Annotated in this window: 12 protein-coding genes; 10 read left to right on the forward strand and 2 right to left on the reverse strand. The window is 59.1% G+C overall.

All coding sequences use genetic code 11. From position 1 onward, the window contains the following. Positions 1 to 5: 5 nt before the first annotated feature. Complete coding sequence (locus tag M1D89_RS12230; protein ID WP_498650777.1) at positions 6 to 989, forward strand: DegV family protein; 984 nt, start codon at positions 6 to 8, stop codon at positions 987 to 989. 32 nt (positions 990 to 1,021) lie between these two features. On the opposite strand, the gene M1D89_RS12235 is transcribed toward M1D89_RS12230, so the two are convergent. Both M1D89_RS12235 and M1D89_RS12240 read right to left on the reverse strand, forming a co-directional pair. Then, a complete protein-coding gene (locus M1D89_RS12235) occupies positions 1,022 to 2,605 on the reverse strand; it encodes a ComEC/Rec2 family competence protein (protein ID WP_498650778.1) in 1,584 nt (527 codons plus the stop codon). 49 nt (positions 2,606 to 2,654) lie between these two features. Continuing rightward, positions 2,655 to 3,470 (reverse strand): helix-hairpin-helix domain-containing protein, encoded by an 816-nt coding sequence (locus M1D89_RS12240; RefSeq protein WP_498650779.1) that lies wholly within the window; start codon positions 3,468 to 3,470, stop codon positions 2,655 to 2,657. 280 nt (positions 3,471 to 3,750) lie between these two features. Between M1D89_RS12240 and ocd the strand changes: the two genes are divergently transcribed. From ocd to M1D89_RS12285, 9 genes are all read left to right on the forward strand, one after another. Continuing rightward, complete coding sequence (ocd, locus tag M1D89_RS12245; protein ID WP_498650780.1) at positions 3,751 to 4,779, forward strand: ornithine cyclodeaminase; 1,029 nt, start codon at positions 3,751 to 3,753, stop codon at positions 4,777 to 4,779. A 91-nt stretch (positions 4,780 to 4,870) separates the two neighbouring features. Further along, on the forward strand, positions 4,871 to 6,148 hold the full coding sequence (locus tag M1D89_RS12250) for an ABC transporter substrate-binding protein (RefSeq protein WP_498650781.1): 1,278 nt from the start codon (positions 4,871 to 4,873) through the stop codon (positions 6,146 to 6,148). Next, positions 6,145 to 6,900 (forward strand): ABC transporter ATP-binding protein, encoded by a 756-nt coding sequence (locus M1D89_RS12255; protein ID WP_498650948.1) that lies wholly within the window; start codon positions 6,145 to 6,147, stop codon positions 6,898 to 6,900. The genes M1D89_RS12250 and M1D89_RS12255 overlap by 4 nt, the downstream gene beginning before the upstream one ends. Further along, positions 6,897 to 7,676, forward strand: a complete 780-nt coding sequence (locus M1D89_RS12260; protein ID WP_498650782.1) for an ABC transporter ATP-binding protein — start codon at positions 6,897 to 6,899, stop codon at positions 7,674 to 7,676. Before M1D89_RS12255 ends, M1D89_RS12260 begins: the two co-directional genes overlap by 4 nt. After that, on the forward strand, positions 7,669 to 8,538 hold the full coding sequence (locus M1D89_RS12265; protein ID WP_498650783.1) for a branched-chain amino acid ABC transporter permease: 870 nt from the start codon (positions 7,669 to 7,671) through the stop codon (positions 8,536 to 8,538). Before M1D89_RS12260 ends, M1D89_RS12265 begins: the two co-directional genes overlap by 8 nt. Further along, on the forward strand, positions 8,538 to 9,587 hold the full coding sequence (locus tag M1D89_RS12270) for a branched-chain amino acid ABC transporter permease (RefSeq protein ID WP_498650784.1): 1,050 nt from the start codon (positions 8,538 to 8,540) through the stop codon (positions 9,585 to 9,587). Before M1D89_RS12265 ends, M1D89_RS12270 begins: the two co-directional genes overlap by 1 nt. Then, the gene (locus M1D89_RS12275; RefSeq protein ID WP_498650785.1) at positions 9,577 to 10,971 is read left to right on the forward strand and encodes a M20 family metallopeptidase; all 1,395 of its coding nucleotides are present in this window, start codon (positions 9,577 to 9,579) and stop codon (positions 10,969 to 10,971) included. Before M1D89_RS12270 ends, M1D89_RS12275 begins: the two co-directional genes overlap by 11 nt. Then, positions 10,968 to 12,266: a type I glutamate--ammonia ligase gene (locus M1D89_RS12280; protein ID WP_498650786.1), complete on the forward strand. Its 1,299-nt coding sequence runs from the start codon at positions 10,968 to 10,970 to the stop codon at positions 12,264 to 12,266. The genes M1D89_RS12275 and M1D89_RS12280 overlap by 4 nt, the downstream gene beginning before the upstream one ends. Further along, positions 12,256 to 13,410: an amidohydrolase family protein gene (locus M1D89_RS12285; RefSeq protein ID WP_498650787.1), complete on the forward strand. Its 1,155-nt coding sequence runs from the start codon at positions 12,256 to 12,258 to the stop codon at positions 13,408 to 13,410. The genes M1D89_RS12280 and M1D89_RS12285 overlap by 11 nt, the downstream gene beginning before the upstream one ends. Positions 13,411 to 13,419 lie beyond the last annotated feature (9 nt).

Below are 13,419 nucleotides of genomic sequence, written 5' to 3' on the forward strand. Positions count from 1 at the left end.
GTTGCGTGCCTGAGCGAGAACCACCCGCATGGATATGGCTCAAGGAAAGAGTGGCGCGCCTCCGGCAGCCCACGGCGCCGGTTCCTGTCGCTGACGTGCCGCTGGCCGCCGTCGTCAAAACTGCGGTTGTCACCGATTCCGCCGCCGCCCTGCCGCCGGACTGGGTGTCTGCTTTCACCGTAGACGGCCGACTCGCCGTTGTTCCGATGCCAGTCATGGTGGGAAGCGAAATTTACGGCGAAGGCGAAGACGATATCACGCAAACCCTGTCTTTGGCTCTCGCCTCAGGCGCCTCGGTGAAAACTTCACGGCCGTCGCCGGGTCAGTTTGAACAGGCGTACCTCGCTGCGCAGCGCCACGGTTTCGAGGCTGTGGTGTCCATCCACATTTCTTCCGAGCTCTCAGGAACCGCTGATGCCGCAAGGTTGGCTGCAGCACGCGTCACCATACCGGTTGAAGTCGTGGACTCGCGCACTGTGGGGATGGCGCAAGGCATGGGTGTCCAGAGTGCAGTGGTGGCAGCAGCCGATGGTCAAGGAGCGGCAGAAGTACGCGGCTTTGCTGAGAAGCGCATGGAGCGCACCAAGGTCTACTTCTACGTGCCCAGCCTCGAACAATTGAGGCGAGGCGGGCGCATCGGGGCGGCAGCGTCGCTGTTCGGTACTGTCTTGGCCATCAAGCCCATCCTGGCGGTCGACGGCGGCAGGATCGTGCCGCTGGAAAAGGTCCGTTCCGCTGTGCGAGCCGTGGCCCGCCTGGAGGAGATCGTCGCCGCGGACGTAGCCTCCCGACCGCCGGGCCAGCAACGCTTGGCTGTACACCACTTTGGCAATCAGCTGGAGGCCGAAGCCCTGGCAGCCCGCCTGAACGAAAAATGCCCCGACTGTCCGGCACCCCAAATCAGTGCTCTTCCGGCTGTGTTGGCAGCACATGCAGGATTGGGTGTTCTTGCAGTCATCGTTGGGGAGAGCAGTACCCCAACGGATTGATGGTTGACCGCCCGTGGCACATGGGACCCACGTTATGTTTTCTTGGATGATCCGTGCCTGCCCGCGCGTTTCCCCAGCCAGCGATCAAGGAGCCTCACCACGGCATCATGCAGCCCGGCGATCCCTGCCATAGCTTGCGTAAAGTGGAGCACTGCCCAGACAACCAATAAGGTCATCATCGAGAAAGCCGCCATGGACACAAGCCCGGCCGGTCCTTCGGCCCATGGAAGGGCTGCCCCGGGCAAATGCGCGAAGAACCTTGCCACACCGGCTACCACTCCCGCGCAGGTGCCGGCGATGGCTATGGGAACTGCTGCCAACCATGGCAAACCCACCGATAGGGGAACGGCAAGAGTCCCGAAGATCGTCACGGGCGCCACCAAAATGCCGGCCACCACGTTAGCGATGAGCGCATAAGGAGTGAACTGCGGTTGAAGAGCCGCTATCACCGGGCCGCACAACAGCTGCGCAGACAACGGAACGGCAACCCCCGCGGCCAACCATCGTGGCACCCATACAGGCATCCATGATGCAACGCGAGTGGCCAGCAGGACAATACCCAACGTCGCCAGCACGGACAGCATGAACCCGACATTCGCCGCCATACTCGGATCAAGCAGCAGGAGAACAATGGTGGCCAGGCAGAGGAACGTCAAGGATCGACCTCGCAGGCCCCCGATCAAGGCCGCCAGCCCCACAGTCCCCATCACTGCAGCCCGGAGCACACTCGGATCCGGACCAACCATCACAACAAAAGCCACCAGACCGCATGCAGCAAAAACCCCGGCTGCGGGGCGTGTCAACCTCAGGCATCGCGCTAACAGAATGAAGCCTCCCAGTACCAAGCTGCAATTGGCACCGCTGACCGCGGTCAGGTGTGTCATTCCGGTTGTCTTCATATCCGCCTCCAGACTTTCCGGAAGAGCGCTGGTGTCGCCTGTGACCATGCCCGGCATCAGCCCGGCCGGGTCGGGCGGCAACCAATTCGAAGCTGCGATGAAGTGCCTCCGTACGTCGGTGGAGGATTGTCGCAGATCAAGAGTCGACGCGACGAGAACGGGCGCGGAGGACGACGACAACAGAGCTGCCTGCGTTTGTCCCTCCCGCACAGCCTTCAGCGTTCCCGAAGTTCTGACACGCTGCCCGGGCCGCACGCTTTCCCAGCCGTTGCCACCCATAACCATCAAATCTGCGGAACCTCGAATGACGGAACCCTTGGAGGTGACCTCAACCAAGGTTGCAGCTACTGACCACCTGTTTCCACTTGATTGGCCCGGCACGCGGACCTCAGTAGGAGCCCCTGTGATGAGCACTTGGATAAGCACACCGCCACCCTCTGCCACTGCCTCAGCCAGAGGCCCCTCTTCCCGGGTGTTGGCCATGACAGCACAATGAACGGCTACTGCAGCCCCAAGAATGCAGGCAAGGGCAATGGTGGCGGGGATCGTTCTGGCATGGTGCAGGGATGGCCGATGACGCCGCGCCCGAACCAACAGCAGAGCCGCAGCCGAGGCCAAAACCCCCGCTACTGCTGCGGACCACGCTGCATCGATAAAAGCCCCGGCAAGGGCAACGGACCACGTCACCAGCACAGCGGGAACCAGTCTCAGATCCATGCGCTTCGATCGCGGTGAAACTGCACTGATCCTTGTCACCTCAGCCGAATTAGCCACCTTGGACCGTCACCAGGTCCTTGAGTGATTCCATGAGCTTGGGTCCTATCCCGTCAACGGCGTCAAGTTCGTCGACGGAGGCAAAAGGTCCGTGTTCTTTCCGCCAATCAATAATTCCTTGAGCAGTCACCGGCCCAACTCTGGGAAGCGTTCCCAGTTCTTCCAGGGACGCAGTGTTGATGTTGACCTTGGCCCCTGCCACGTCACCTCCGGTACCGCCAGCAGCGCCGGAGCTTCCAGCAAGTGGGGCAGGCTGCGGCACCTCCCCGACCACCGGGACCTGAATCTTGGCCCCGTCGCTCACCACCTCTGCAAGGTTGAGGCCATTGAGTTCCGCGTTGGAAACAACTCCGCCCGCAGCCTCAATCGCTTGGAAAATCCGGCTGCCCACCGGCAAGGAAACAACACCAGGTTTCTGTACCGCACCGGCCACGTGCACGAGCACGCTCCCTTCCGTGTCCTCCGACTGAGGGGATTTTGAAGTATCAGGCAAGCCGGGCCCCGCAGACAAGGAAGAAGCGAGGGGTTCTGTTGTTGGTTGCCCCACGGCCGATTGCCACAAGTGCCAGGCAATAATGCCAACTCCTACAACGGCAAGGAGGGCAGCCACCCGCCAGGGGGTTCGCCAGCGGGTCCGCACATAACGCATCCCGGATTGCAGATCCGAATCTTCAGGCGTCGGATCTGGTTCGACGGGCAACTGCAACAGAGGAATGGTCTGAGTGTCCGTACCCAGGCGGGACGCAAATCGCTGCCGGACTGCCTGCGCTGCGGCATCTGGGGAGGCATCCCGGTTCCGGCGTGGCATAGAACGAGCCTATGGCTTCCGCTGCTGTCACAGCGGGGACGAGGTGCTCTATGTGGATAAGACGAGGGAAGGAACAATCCGTGTGCGGAAAGACCCCCCGCCAAGGTGAATTTTGCTCCGACAGCGACCAACCACCTCGCTGCGTACCGCGCTGTCAGGTAAGGAATCTTGAAAGAAACATAACAAATTCTAGAAAAGTAGTGACTTTGAATGGTTTGTAACGCATGATTGATTCAGCCGGCCCAAAGACGTGAACGGCACAAACCAGAAGGGAGCGCAGATGACGCGCTTTGTTGATGTAGGCAACATGATCCGCTGGGTCAGATCCCAAGGCCCCGAAACGATCATCAATGACCTGATTCACTACATGGAAGAGGACTTCCGACGCTGGGCGCGGTTTGATAAGACGCCGCGCGTCGCCAGCCATACGCCCTACGGCGTTATCGAACTCATGCCCACGAGTGATCACGAGACCTACGGCTTCAAATATGTGAACGGGCACCCCTCCAATCCAGCCCGTGGCTACCAAACCGTCACGGCTTTCGGCGTCTTGGCAGATGTCCACAACGGCTACCCGACGTTCCTGGCGGAAATGACGATCCTCACGGCGCTACGCACGGCAGCCACATCCGCCATGGTCGCCAAGGCCTTGGCTCGACCCGATTCCCGCGTCATGGCCCTGATTGGAACGGGCAGTCAGGCAGAATTCCAAGCACTGGCAATGAGGACGGCACTGGGCGTAGCGAAGCTTCAGGTTTGGGACACCGATGCCGCGGCTGTGAACAAGTTCATCCGCAACATGGTTCCCCTTGGATTCGAAATAGATGTCGCTTCATCTGCTCTGGAAGCAGTTCAGGGCGCCGACATCATTACAACGTGCACGGCAGACAAAACCCAAGCAACGATCCTTAGCATTCAGCACATTGCTCCTGGAATCCATCTCAACGCGATCGGCGGAGATTGTCCCGGAAAGACGGAACTGGACCCGTCGATCCTGGAGATCGGTGACGTCTTTGTTGAGTATGAGAGCCAGACGCGCAGTGAAGGTGAAATTCAGCAGATGCCCGCCGACTTCGCCGTCACAGAATTCTGGAAGGTCCTCCTCGGCGCGGCCCCCGGGCGTACATCAGACGATCAAATCACCATCTTCGATTCCGTTGGATTTGCTGTGGAAGACTTCTCAGCCCTGCGATACGTGCGGGACGCCGTGGACGGTTCCGAGTTCTTTGAAGATATAGACCTCGTTGCCAATCCGGACGATCCCAAGGACCTGTTCGGTCTTGTCGGTGCTTTATCGCCCGTCGGATAGACGACTTACCCCATCGTCGTCACCATCCACCAAATGTCTTCAGATATAACTTCCAAACCCGGACCAAAATCCCCATCTCCTACGGAGCGCTATGTCCACCTCAACCAAGCCCCGATTACGTTCTCCACTTCTTCTTTCCGTAGCCACCCTCATGGCCATCTCGATGGTGAGTTGTACCGTCCCCACCGGCGAAGGCGGTGACTCCGGGAGATCCGGAGAGGCCATCACGCTCGGTCTTTTGGCCCCGCTCACGGGTGTGGCAGCTGCCGACGGCAAGCTCATGGAACAGGGCGCTCGACTTGCAGTCGACGAAATCAATGACAAGGGCGGCATCGATGGCAGGAAGATTGAACTCAAAGCCCTTGACGTACGGGACCAGAAATCGGATGCGGTCTCGGCCGCTGTGACGCAACTGACCTCAGACCCCGATGTTGCTGCAGTGCTCACCGGCTACGCCAGCACCACCAACTTTGAAATTGATCAACTGGCAGAAGCGGGAATTCCGTACCTGCTGAGCGGCAACAGTGCCCAGACGCAGGACATCATTTCCAAGGATCCCGAAAAGTATCCTGGAGTTTGGTCGCTTGCCCCTTCTTATGAGGGCTACAGCACCGGCATCCCTGAACAATTGGATGCATGGAACGCCGATGGCACGTTCCCGCTCACTAGCCGCCGCGTTTACATCATCTCCAGCGACAATGCGTACTCCAATGGCATAGCTTCCGGGTTGGACAAGAACTTCAGGGCGAAGGGGTGGGAAGTTACCGGGCCCGACACTGTTCCTTTTGGGGAAGTGGACGACTGGACCACCCAGATAACCAAAATCCGGCAGGTCGATCCGGCCGTGATCATCAACCTCGATTACCTGACTGCAAATGCGTCAAAGTTCCTCACCCAATTCCGTCAGAATCCTACTCAGTCATTGGTGTTTTCGCAGTACGCTCCAAGCGTGCCGGAGTTCACTGAGCTTGCAGGCAAGAACGCTGATGGCGTGCTTTACAACCTTCCGTTCGCTCCGTTGCCGGCATTGCCGGAAACCAAGGACCTCACCCGGCAGCTCAGTGAGGCATACGAGAACGAACCTAGCCTGTATAGCTACGGCCTCTACGAACAGGTCCATTTATGGGCCGACGCCGTCAAGGAAGTCGGTGATCCTGACAAGCGCGAGGAAGTCGGCGCTGCGTTGGGCAAGCTGGATAAGCAAACCACGCTGGGTCGTGTCCATTTTGATCCCAAAACGCATCTGGCCGTCGCTGGCAAGGACGGCATCCCGATGACGTATTACCAAATTCAAGCCGGCCAACGCCTGAACATCGCTCCCCAAGAGTTCGCCGACGGCACGTTCCACAGACCTGAGTGGATGAAATGAGAATCGCCGAGTCATCTGCCCACGGCACTTCCAACGGTCACCTTCTGGAAGTACGGCAGGTCAGTCGCCGCTTCGGTGGATTCGTGGCCGTGGACAACGTCACGCTGAACGTTGACGCGGGGGAGATCCTGGGGATTGCCGGTCCTAACGGTGCCGGAAAGAGTACTCTCTTCAATTTGATCTCCGGGGTCCCGTTCGGCCCCACAGACGGAGGGATTCTCTTCGACGGAATCCGGATCGACAAGCTCCCTGCGCACAGAATCGCTCGTTTGGGAATGCGTCGAACCTTCCAAGCAGAACAGCTGTTCCCGTCGTTGAGCGTTTCGGACAACATCGCCGTGGCCAACCACTACCTCGGCGGGCGCGGGCGCACCAAGGACGTGGAAACTGCCTTGGAAACCGTAGGAATCACCAGATACAGGGACGATAAGGCGGCGGATATACCACTGCTGGCAAAAAAGAAACTGATGATAGCGGGCGCCCTTGTCTCACAGCCGCGGCTCCTGATGCTGGATGAACCAGCCGGTGGCCTCAACGATGAGGATCAGGCTGAGCTCATCCTGCTACTGAGGAAACTTCAGAAGGGCGGCCTGACATTGCTGATCATCGAGCACGTACTCAGTCTTATCCGCGATCTTGCCAAGAGGATGATCATCATGTCATCCGGTGAAGTCCTTGTCGAAGGAACCCCCGACGCTGTTCTTTCGGATCCGCGGGTGATGGAGGCATATCTGGGGAAGGCCGCAGCATGAACCAGCATCAGCAGACGGTTAGTCCACTGCTCAGCGTGGATGACCTTCAGACAGGATATGGCCGCCTGCCTGTGGTCCGGTCATTTTCCATCGAGGTCTTGCCGGGTGAAGCACTGGCCCTGTTGGGTCCCAACGGTCATGGAAAAACGACCGCCCTGCGCGCCATCTCAGGCCTGGGCAGGACCTCGTCAGGTCAGGTGGTCTTCGATGGCAGCGATATCACGGGGATGCCCGCCTACAGGATAGTCAACCAGGGAATGATGCATGTGCCCCAAGGAAATCAGCTCTTTCCGAGGCTCACTGTCAGGGAGAACCTGGCATTAGCAGGCGGGATCCCGGCAGCGAGGGGTCAGCGGGAAGAGACTCTGGAAATGGTCCAGGGACTGTTTCCGAAGCTCCGGCAACGTCGCGGTCAACTTGTGGGCACGTTGTCCGGAGGAGAACGCCAAATGGTGGCCATCGGAATGGGCCTGATGGCCAAGCCCAAGCTTCTGGTACTGGATGAACCGACTCTCGGGCTGGCTCCAAAGATCCGTTACGAGATCCTTGAGACACTCCACGAAGTCCGCCGATTGGGTCTTTCGCTAATAGTCGCCGATGGCGATATTGAGTTCCTCTTCGAACTCGCGGACCGCTGGCATCTTGTGGAGCTCGGTCGGATCGTCTCCAGCGGAACCACAGACGTCAAGCCCAGCCATGAGGAAGTCATGGACATGTACGTCGGCTCCCACGCGTCAACATCCACCAACACCATTGAAGGAGACAAGCATGTCTGACGCGCTCCTTTCCATCCTCGTCTCAGCCCTCGTGCTCGGGTCGCTTTACTCTTTGATGGCCAGCGGACTGTCGCTCATATGGTCCACGTTGGGAGTCTTCAACTACGCTCACGGTGCGCTCCTGCTGATGGGTGCGTACTTCATTTGGACGTTCTCAGAGAAGGTCGGGCTTCCGGTTCTCCTCGCTTTCGCCGTTGCGGTTCCCTTGCTGGCTTTACTGGGCATGCTCCTGGACCTCGTCGCGGTCCGGCCATTCATTAGCAGGCCAAACGGAACACTCTTGGTCATGGTTTCCACCCTCGCAATTGCCAACGCAGTGGAGGGTGCAGCACAACTGATCTGGGGTCCGCAGAACAAGCAGATAAAGTCCGTGAGCACCTCAACGTTTGCCATGGGCGATGTAAAAATCGCAAGCTCCACGCTCATCGCGCTGGGCCTTGCCTTAGTCCTGGTCATAGGACTGATTACGTTGCTCCGCAAGACGGAGTGGGGGATGGCCGTCCGGGCAGTGGAACAAAACAGGGACATGGCGATGCTCGTCGGAATCAGGCCAGCACACATCTACGCCGGAGTCTTTGCCGTGGCATCGATTCTGGCCTGTGCCGCTGCCTTCGTCTACGGAACGACCACCACTATTACTCCCACTAAAGGCTTTGAACCCCTGCTGACTGCCTTTGTCGTTCTGGTCTTCGGCGGGTCGGCCACTTTGTGGGGAACTTTGGTCGGCGCCTTCACCATAGGCCTGTTGGAAGCGGGCACGACGTACTGGCTCGGACTGCAATGGAGCCCTGTCGCCGTCTTCCTCGTCCTGGTCCTCATCATGCTGGTCCGCCCCCAAGGCCTAGTGAAAGGACGTTCGTGATGAACAGTCTTGGAACCGTCAAGCGCTTCGCTACGTGGCCGTTACTCTTGCTTGCCGCCGCCTTATTGCCGTATGTCGTCATCAGCGGCTCTGCGCGCTTGCTGGCGGCGACAGCGCTCATTTACGCGCTGCTAGCCGCCAGCTGGAACCTGACGCTTGGTATCGGCGGTATCTTCAACTTCGCCCACATTGGCTTCTTCGGCGTCGGAGGCTACACGATGGCCGTTGCCACGGTTACATGGGATGTAAATCCGTGGTTCGGACTCCTTCTGGCAACGGCTGCGGGAGGGCTGGCGGGTGCCCTGGCTTACATCCCAGTGATACGCATGCGCGGCATCTACATCGCACTTATCACCTTCGTCTTCGTGCAGTTGTGCTACTACCTGGTTCTGGCCATTCCAGGGATCACCGGCGGATCCAGTGGTCTGACAGGCGTGCCAGCACTGACCATAGGAGATTTTTCTTTCGCCAAGTATTCGGGGTTGGGTTACTTATGGTTGCTCGGCGGGGCAGTGGTCCTGCTCCTCGTTCTGCTTCGGGCGTCCCTACGCAGCCCGTTCGGCAAGAGCCTTATTGCACTGCGTGACAATGAAAGCCTCGCAGTGAGCCGCGGTATGAACCGCATCAGGCAGCATCTTTTGGCCTTCATCCTCAGCGGTGCCGTTGCCGGCGTTACAGGAGCCCTCTATGTTGCCTACTTCCGCGTTGCGGACGTCACGCTCTTCAGCTTCGGATTCGTCACCCTTGGCTTGAGCATGATCTTCCTCGGCGGCACCGGTCATATCTGGGGTCCGGTCTTGGGGGCGCTGATAGTCACAATCATCGACCGCCAACTCACGGACCTGGGTCCTGCGCGTGCGATCATCATCGGCGTCGGGACCTTGCTGGTTCTTATTTTCCTTCCGAGCGGCATCTCGGGCCTCCTCGAAGACGCACTGGACAGAACGCGGAGGCTTCTTCGAAGAAACCGGAACAAATCCGCCGAGAGAGCGAACCAATTACCCGCAAGCCAACATTCGGAAGTCGAGGAAAACACACATGTCCGTTGATGCCATGGCTACAACTGAGGAGAACCAGCGTAGGGCAGTCCTTGACGCAGTGGATCGTTTGGCACCCAGGATCGTCCAGTCTGTCGCGGACGCCGTCAAGATCCCGAGCATAAACCCTAAGTATCCGGGGCAGGACTACGGGAAGCTTGTGGGCGGCGAGGGTGAGGTCAGCGCGCTTATGAATGATCTTCATCGCGAAGCGGGGGCCTCGACGGAACTCGTGGCAGTTGAGAAGGGCCGGGACAATGCTTGCGGGCGGATTGCCGGTACAGGTGGTGGCCGCTCGCTCCTGCTCAACGGGCACGTGGATGTGGTGCCGCCAAACCGGGAAGGTCTTTGGGACAAAGCGCCGTTCTCTGGCCTGATCACCGATGAGGCCGTCCATGGCAGAGGAGCTACGGATAATAAAGCCGGCACAGTCGCCGCAGCATACGCCGCCATCGCTTTAGCCGCCGCAGGTATCCGGCTCCAAGGAGATCTTGTACTGCAGGCGGTCGTCGGAGAAGAAGTGGGTGACCACCTTTCGGGCACAACGGCAGCCTTACAGGCAGGATACGGGGCCGAGGCGGCAATCGTCTGCGAACCGTCGAACTTCGCCGACGCATCCCCGAATCTGGTTCCCACCACGCCCGGCCTGTTGTGGTTCTCGCTGTCCCTCGTCGGCAAAGCCGCGCACTCCGGTTTGCGGGGTCTTACCATCCACCCCACCCTCGAAGGCGAAGCCTTGGGCGTCAACACCATCGACAAGTTCTGGATCATTTATCACGCCCTCCGGCAATTGGAAGATTCGTGGGCGTTGCGTGACAGGCACCCCCTGTTCCAGCCGGGCTACTTCAATCTCTTGCCAGGGGTGATCCGTGGAAACCCGGAGGGCGTCCTGGTCCCGTTCTTCCTTGCCGACACACTCACAGTCGAATACTGCGTCTATCACCATCCTGAGCGAAGCAACGACGAAGTCATCGATGAGATCGAGAAAACCGTGCGTCAAGCTTGCGCCAACGATCCTTGGCTGAGCGCCCACCGTCCCGAATTTGACTGGAAGCTCCTATGGCCGCCATATACTGCGCCAGCCAGCCATGAACTCATCCCCGCGGTTATGAAAGCGCACAGTGATTCTGTCGGCGGGTTTGACCTCGCCACGCCACCCAAACAAGAGGGGTTCCTCGGTGTTTGCGATCTCACATGGATGGATGCCCAAGGCATCGACGGGCTCGTTTACGGTCCCGGGGTTGGCCGAACCGCGCACGCGGAAAATGAGTACGTGCCGATCCACCAGATCATCACCGCAGTAAAGACATACGCCCTATCTGCAATGGACTATTGCGGCGTCTCGGGTACTGAATCCAGCATCAACTCACCAACGACTGGCCGGAGGCGCCCGTGAACACCCCCGACATATTTATTGCTACCTGCGATCTCGCTGGGCAGGTCAAGGGGCGGGGTGCTCCTGGCGAAGCCTACGGGTCTGTTCTTCGCTCCGGGCTGGGTTGGGTGCCGGCGAACCTTGGTATTTCGGCTTTCGGCAGCATTGCGCGGGGCAGCGCCTTCGGCTCAACCGGCGACTTGCGCTTGATGCCGGACGAGGCCACGGAAATCACTATTGCCGACGGACCCGACACGGCTCGACTCAGGGTTTTGATGGCGGACCAAACACAAGCTGACGGAACCGACTGGGACTGCTGTCCCAGGACCTTCCTGCGCCGGGCCATCAGCGACTTTCGGGAGCGAACGGGCCTGCGCGTTATTGCCACCTTTGAGCACGAGTTCGTTTTGGAGGGCCTGCCACAATCGGCTCCGTTTTCCTTGCGAAGGCACCTCGACGCCGATCCGTTCGGACCAGACTTGCTGCGTCTCTTAACGGATTGTGGTCTCGCACCGGAGAACTGGTTGCCTGAATACGGGGCGAACCAGTTTGAAATAACGGTGGAACCAAGCGATCCGCTCACTGCCGCAGACAGGGCGGTGCTCTTACGCGAATTGGTCCGCGATTTGGCACTCCGACGCGGCCTGAGAGCATCTTTCGCGCCGCTTCAGGAACCAAACGGTACAGGTACCGGTGTCCATGTCCACATCAGTTTGGTGGACGACGGCGGTAATCCGGTTCTGTTCGACACCACCCGTCCGGGCCGCTTATCCAAGGTTGGATCCAGATTCAGTGCAGGAATCCTGCGTCACGCCGAAGCACTGACAGCGTGGACAGCGCCGAGCCCGGTTTCCTTCATGCGCCTGGCTCCGGATCGATGGAGTGTAGGCGGCATCTTCCTGGCGGAACGAAACAGGGAGGCTCTTCTCCGGATCTGTCCAACCAGTTCGGCAGGTGGATCTGCGCCGGAGCACCAATTCAACCTTGAGTACAGGGCAGCCGATGCAACCGCCAACCCGTGGCTCACGCTTGGTGTCCTGCTGAGGGCGGGTATGTCCGGGATCGTAGGCGGTGACGAGTATCCAGAGCCTGACGTCTTCCCGGAGACGGCAGGGCCGGCTGAATTGAACGACGTGCCTCGGCTCCCAGTGACACTTCAGGACGCACTTTTGGCCTTGGAAAAAGACCAAAGCGTGACGTCGTGGTTCCATCCGGATTTGTTGGCAACCTACTTGGCAGTCAAACGGCATGAACTCGCTCATGTGGCTGCCCTCGACGATGCTGCCCGAATCAAAGCGGTATCCGATGTCTACTAACCCCATCGAAAGGCTCCTGTCCGCCATCGAGGAAATGCCTTTGGTGGACCACCATGTCCACGGAGCGCTGAAGGATGACGTTGATCGCTCCTCTCTGGAAGAACTGCTGACGGAGTCCGACAGGCCCATTCCCGAATGGATGACGCAATTCGATTCCCAGCTGGGCTTTGCCATTCGTCGTTGGTGTGCGCCGTTGCTGGGCCTTCCTGCCCATGCGAGTGCCGACGCGTACTTTGAACGGCGTGTGGACCTCGGGACGCCCGAAGTAACCTCACGCCTGCTCACGTCTGCAGGAATAGGCCATTTCCTGATTGAAACCGGATACCGCGGTGATCAAATCCACGGCCTTTCGGGGATGGAACGTATCAGCTCAGCCCCAGTGGGCGAAATTGTCAGGCTCGAATCCATAGCGGAGTCTCTGGCTTGGGAAGGCGTATCAGCCGCCGAATTCGCAGACGCCTATACGGACCGGCTGGCACTGGCAACGCAGAACGCGGTGGGAGTCAAGAGCATCATCGCCTACCGTCATGGGTTCGACTTTGATCCAATACGGCCGTCTAAAGAAGAAGTGGGTAAGGCAGCTGCTTCCTGGCTCCGGCTGGTAGCAGCCGGTTACTCGCTCCGTGTCTCTGATCCTGTGCTTTTGCGCTTCTTTCTCTGGTCGGGCGTCGACCGCGGCCTGCCCATTCAAATGCACACCGGATACGGCGACCCGGACTTGCGTCTGGACCGCTGCGACCCGCTGCTGTTGGTTCCCTGGTTGAAGCTGATTGAGCCTTTGAAGGTGGACGTTCTTCTCCTCCATTGTTATCCGTTCCATCGGCACGCGGGTTACCTTGCGCAGGTATTCCCTCACGTCTACTTCGATGTCGGGCTTGGGACCAACTACACAGGCGTTCAGTCTCTGGAACTGATCAAAGAGTCTTTCGAGCTGGCACCGTTTTCCAAGATCCTGTTTTCCACGGATGCATGGGGACCTCCGGAACTGCATTACCTCGGGGCGAAACTATGGCGCGAAGGAATGAGGAAAGTCCTGGGAGCCTGGGTTCGCGATGGAGACTGGGCCGAGGAGGACGCCATTCGAGTAGTTCACATGGTCGGAAGGGATAACGCGGTGCGCGTTTATGAGTTGGGGGAGAAGTGAATTCTGAAC

It is taken from the genome of Arthrobacter sp. D3-18 (assembly GCF_054408525.1).

Excerpts from the sequence above, each read along its gene's own strand:
- ocd (WP_498650780.1), top strand. The coding sequence starts at position 3,751 with ATGACGCGCTTTGTTGATGTAGGCAACATGATCCGCTGGGTCAGATCC.
- M1D89_RS12255 (WP_498650948.1), top strand. The coding sequence starts at position 6,145 with ATGAGAATCGCCGAGTCATCTGCCCACGGCACTTCCAACGGTCACCTT.
- M1D89_RS12240 (WP_498650779.1), bottom strand. The coding sequence starts at position 3,470 with ATGCCACGCCGGAACCGGGATGCCTCCCCAGATGCCGCAGCGCAGGCA.
- M1D89_RS12250 (WP_498650781.1), top strand. The coding sequence starts at position 4,871 with ATGTCCACCTCAACCAAGCCCCGATTACGTTCTCCACTTCTTCTTTCC.
- M1D89_RS12260 (WP_498650782.1), top strand. The coding sequence starts at position 6,897 with ATGAACCAGCATCAGCAGACGGTTAGTCCACTGCTCAGCGTGGATGAC.
- M1D89_RS12275 (WP_498650785.1), top strand. The coding sequence starts at position 9,577 with ATGTCCGTTGATGCCATGGCTACAACTGAGGAGAACCAGCGTAGGGCA.
- M1D89_RS12285 (WP_498650787.1), top strand. The coding sequence starts at position 12,256 with ATGTCTACTAACCCCATCGAAAGGCTCCTGTCCGCCATCGAGGAAATG.
- M1D89_RS12270 (WP_498650784.1), top strand. The coding sequence starts at position 8,538 with ATGAACAGTCTTGGAACCGTCAAGCGCTTCGCTACGTGGCCGTTACTC.
- M1D89_RS12235 (WP_498650778.1), bottom strand. The coding sequence starts at position 2,605 with ATGGATCTGAGACTGGTTCCCGCTGTGCTGGTGACGTGGTCCGTTGCC.
- M1D89_RS12265 (WP_498650783.1), top strand. The coding sequence starts at position 7,669 with ATGTCTGACGCGCTCCTTTCCATCCTCGTCTCAGCCCTCGTGCTCGGG.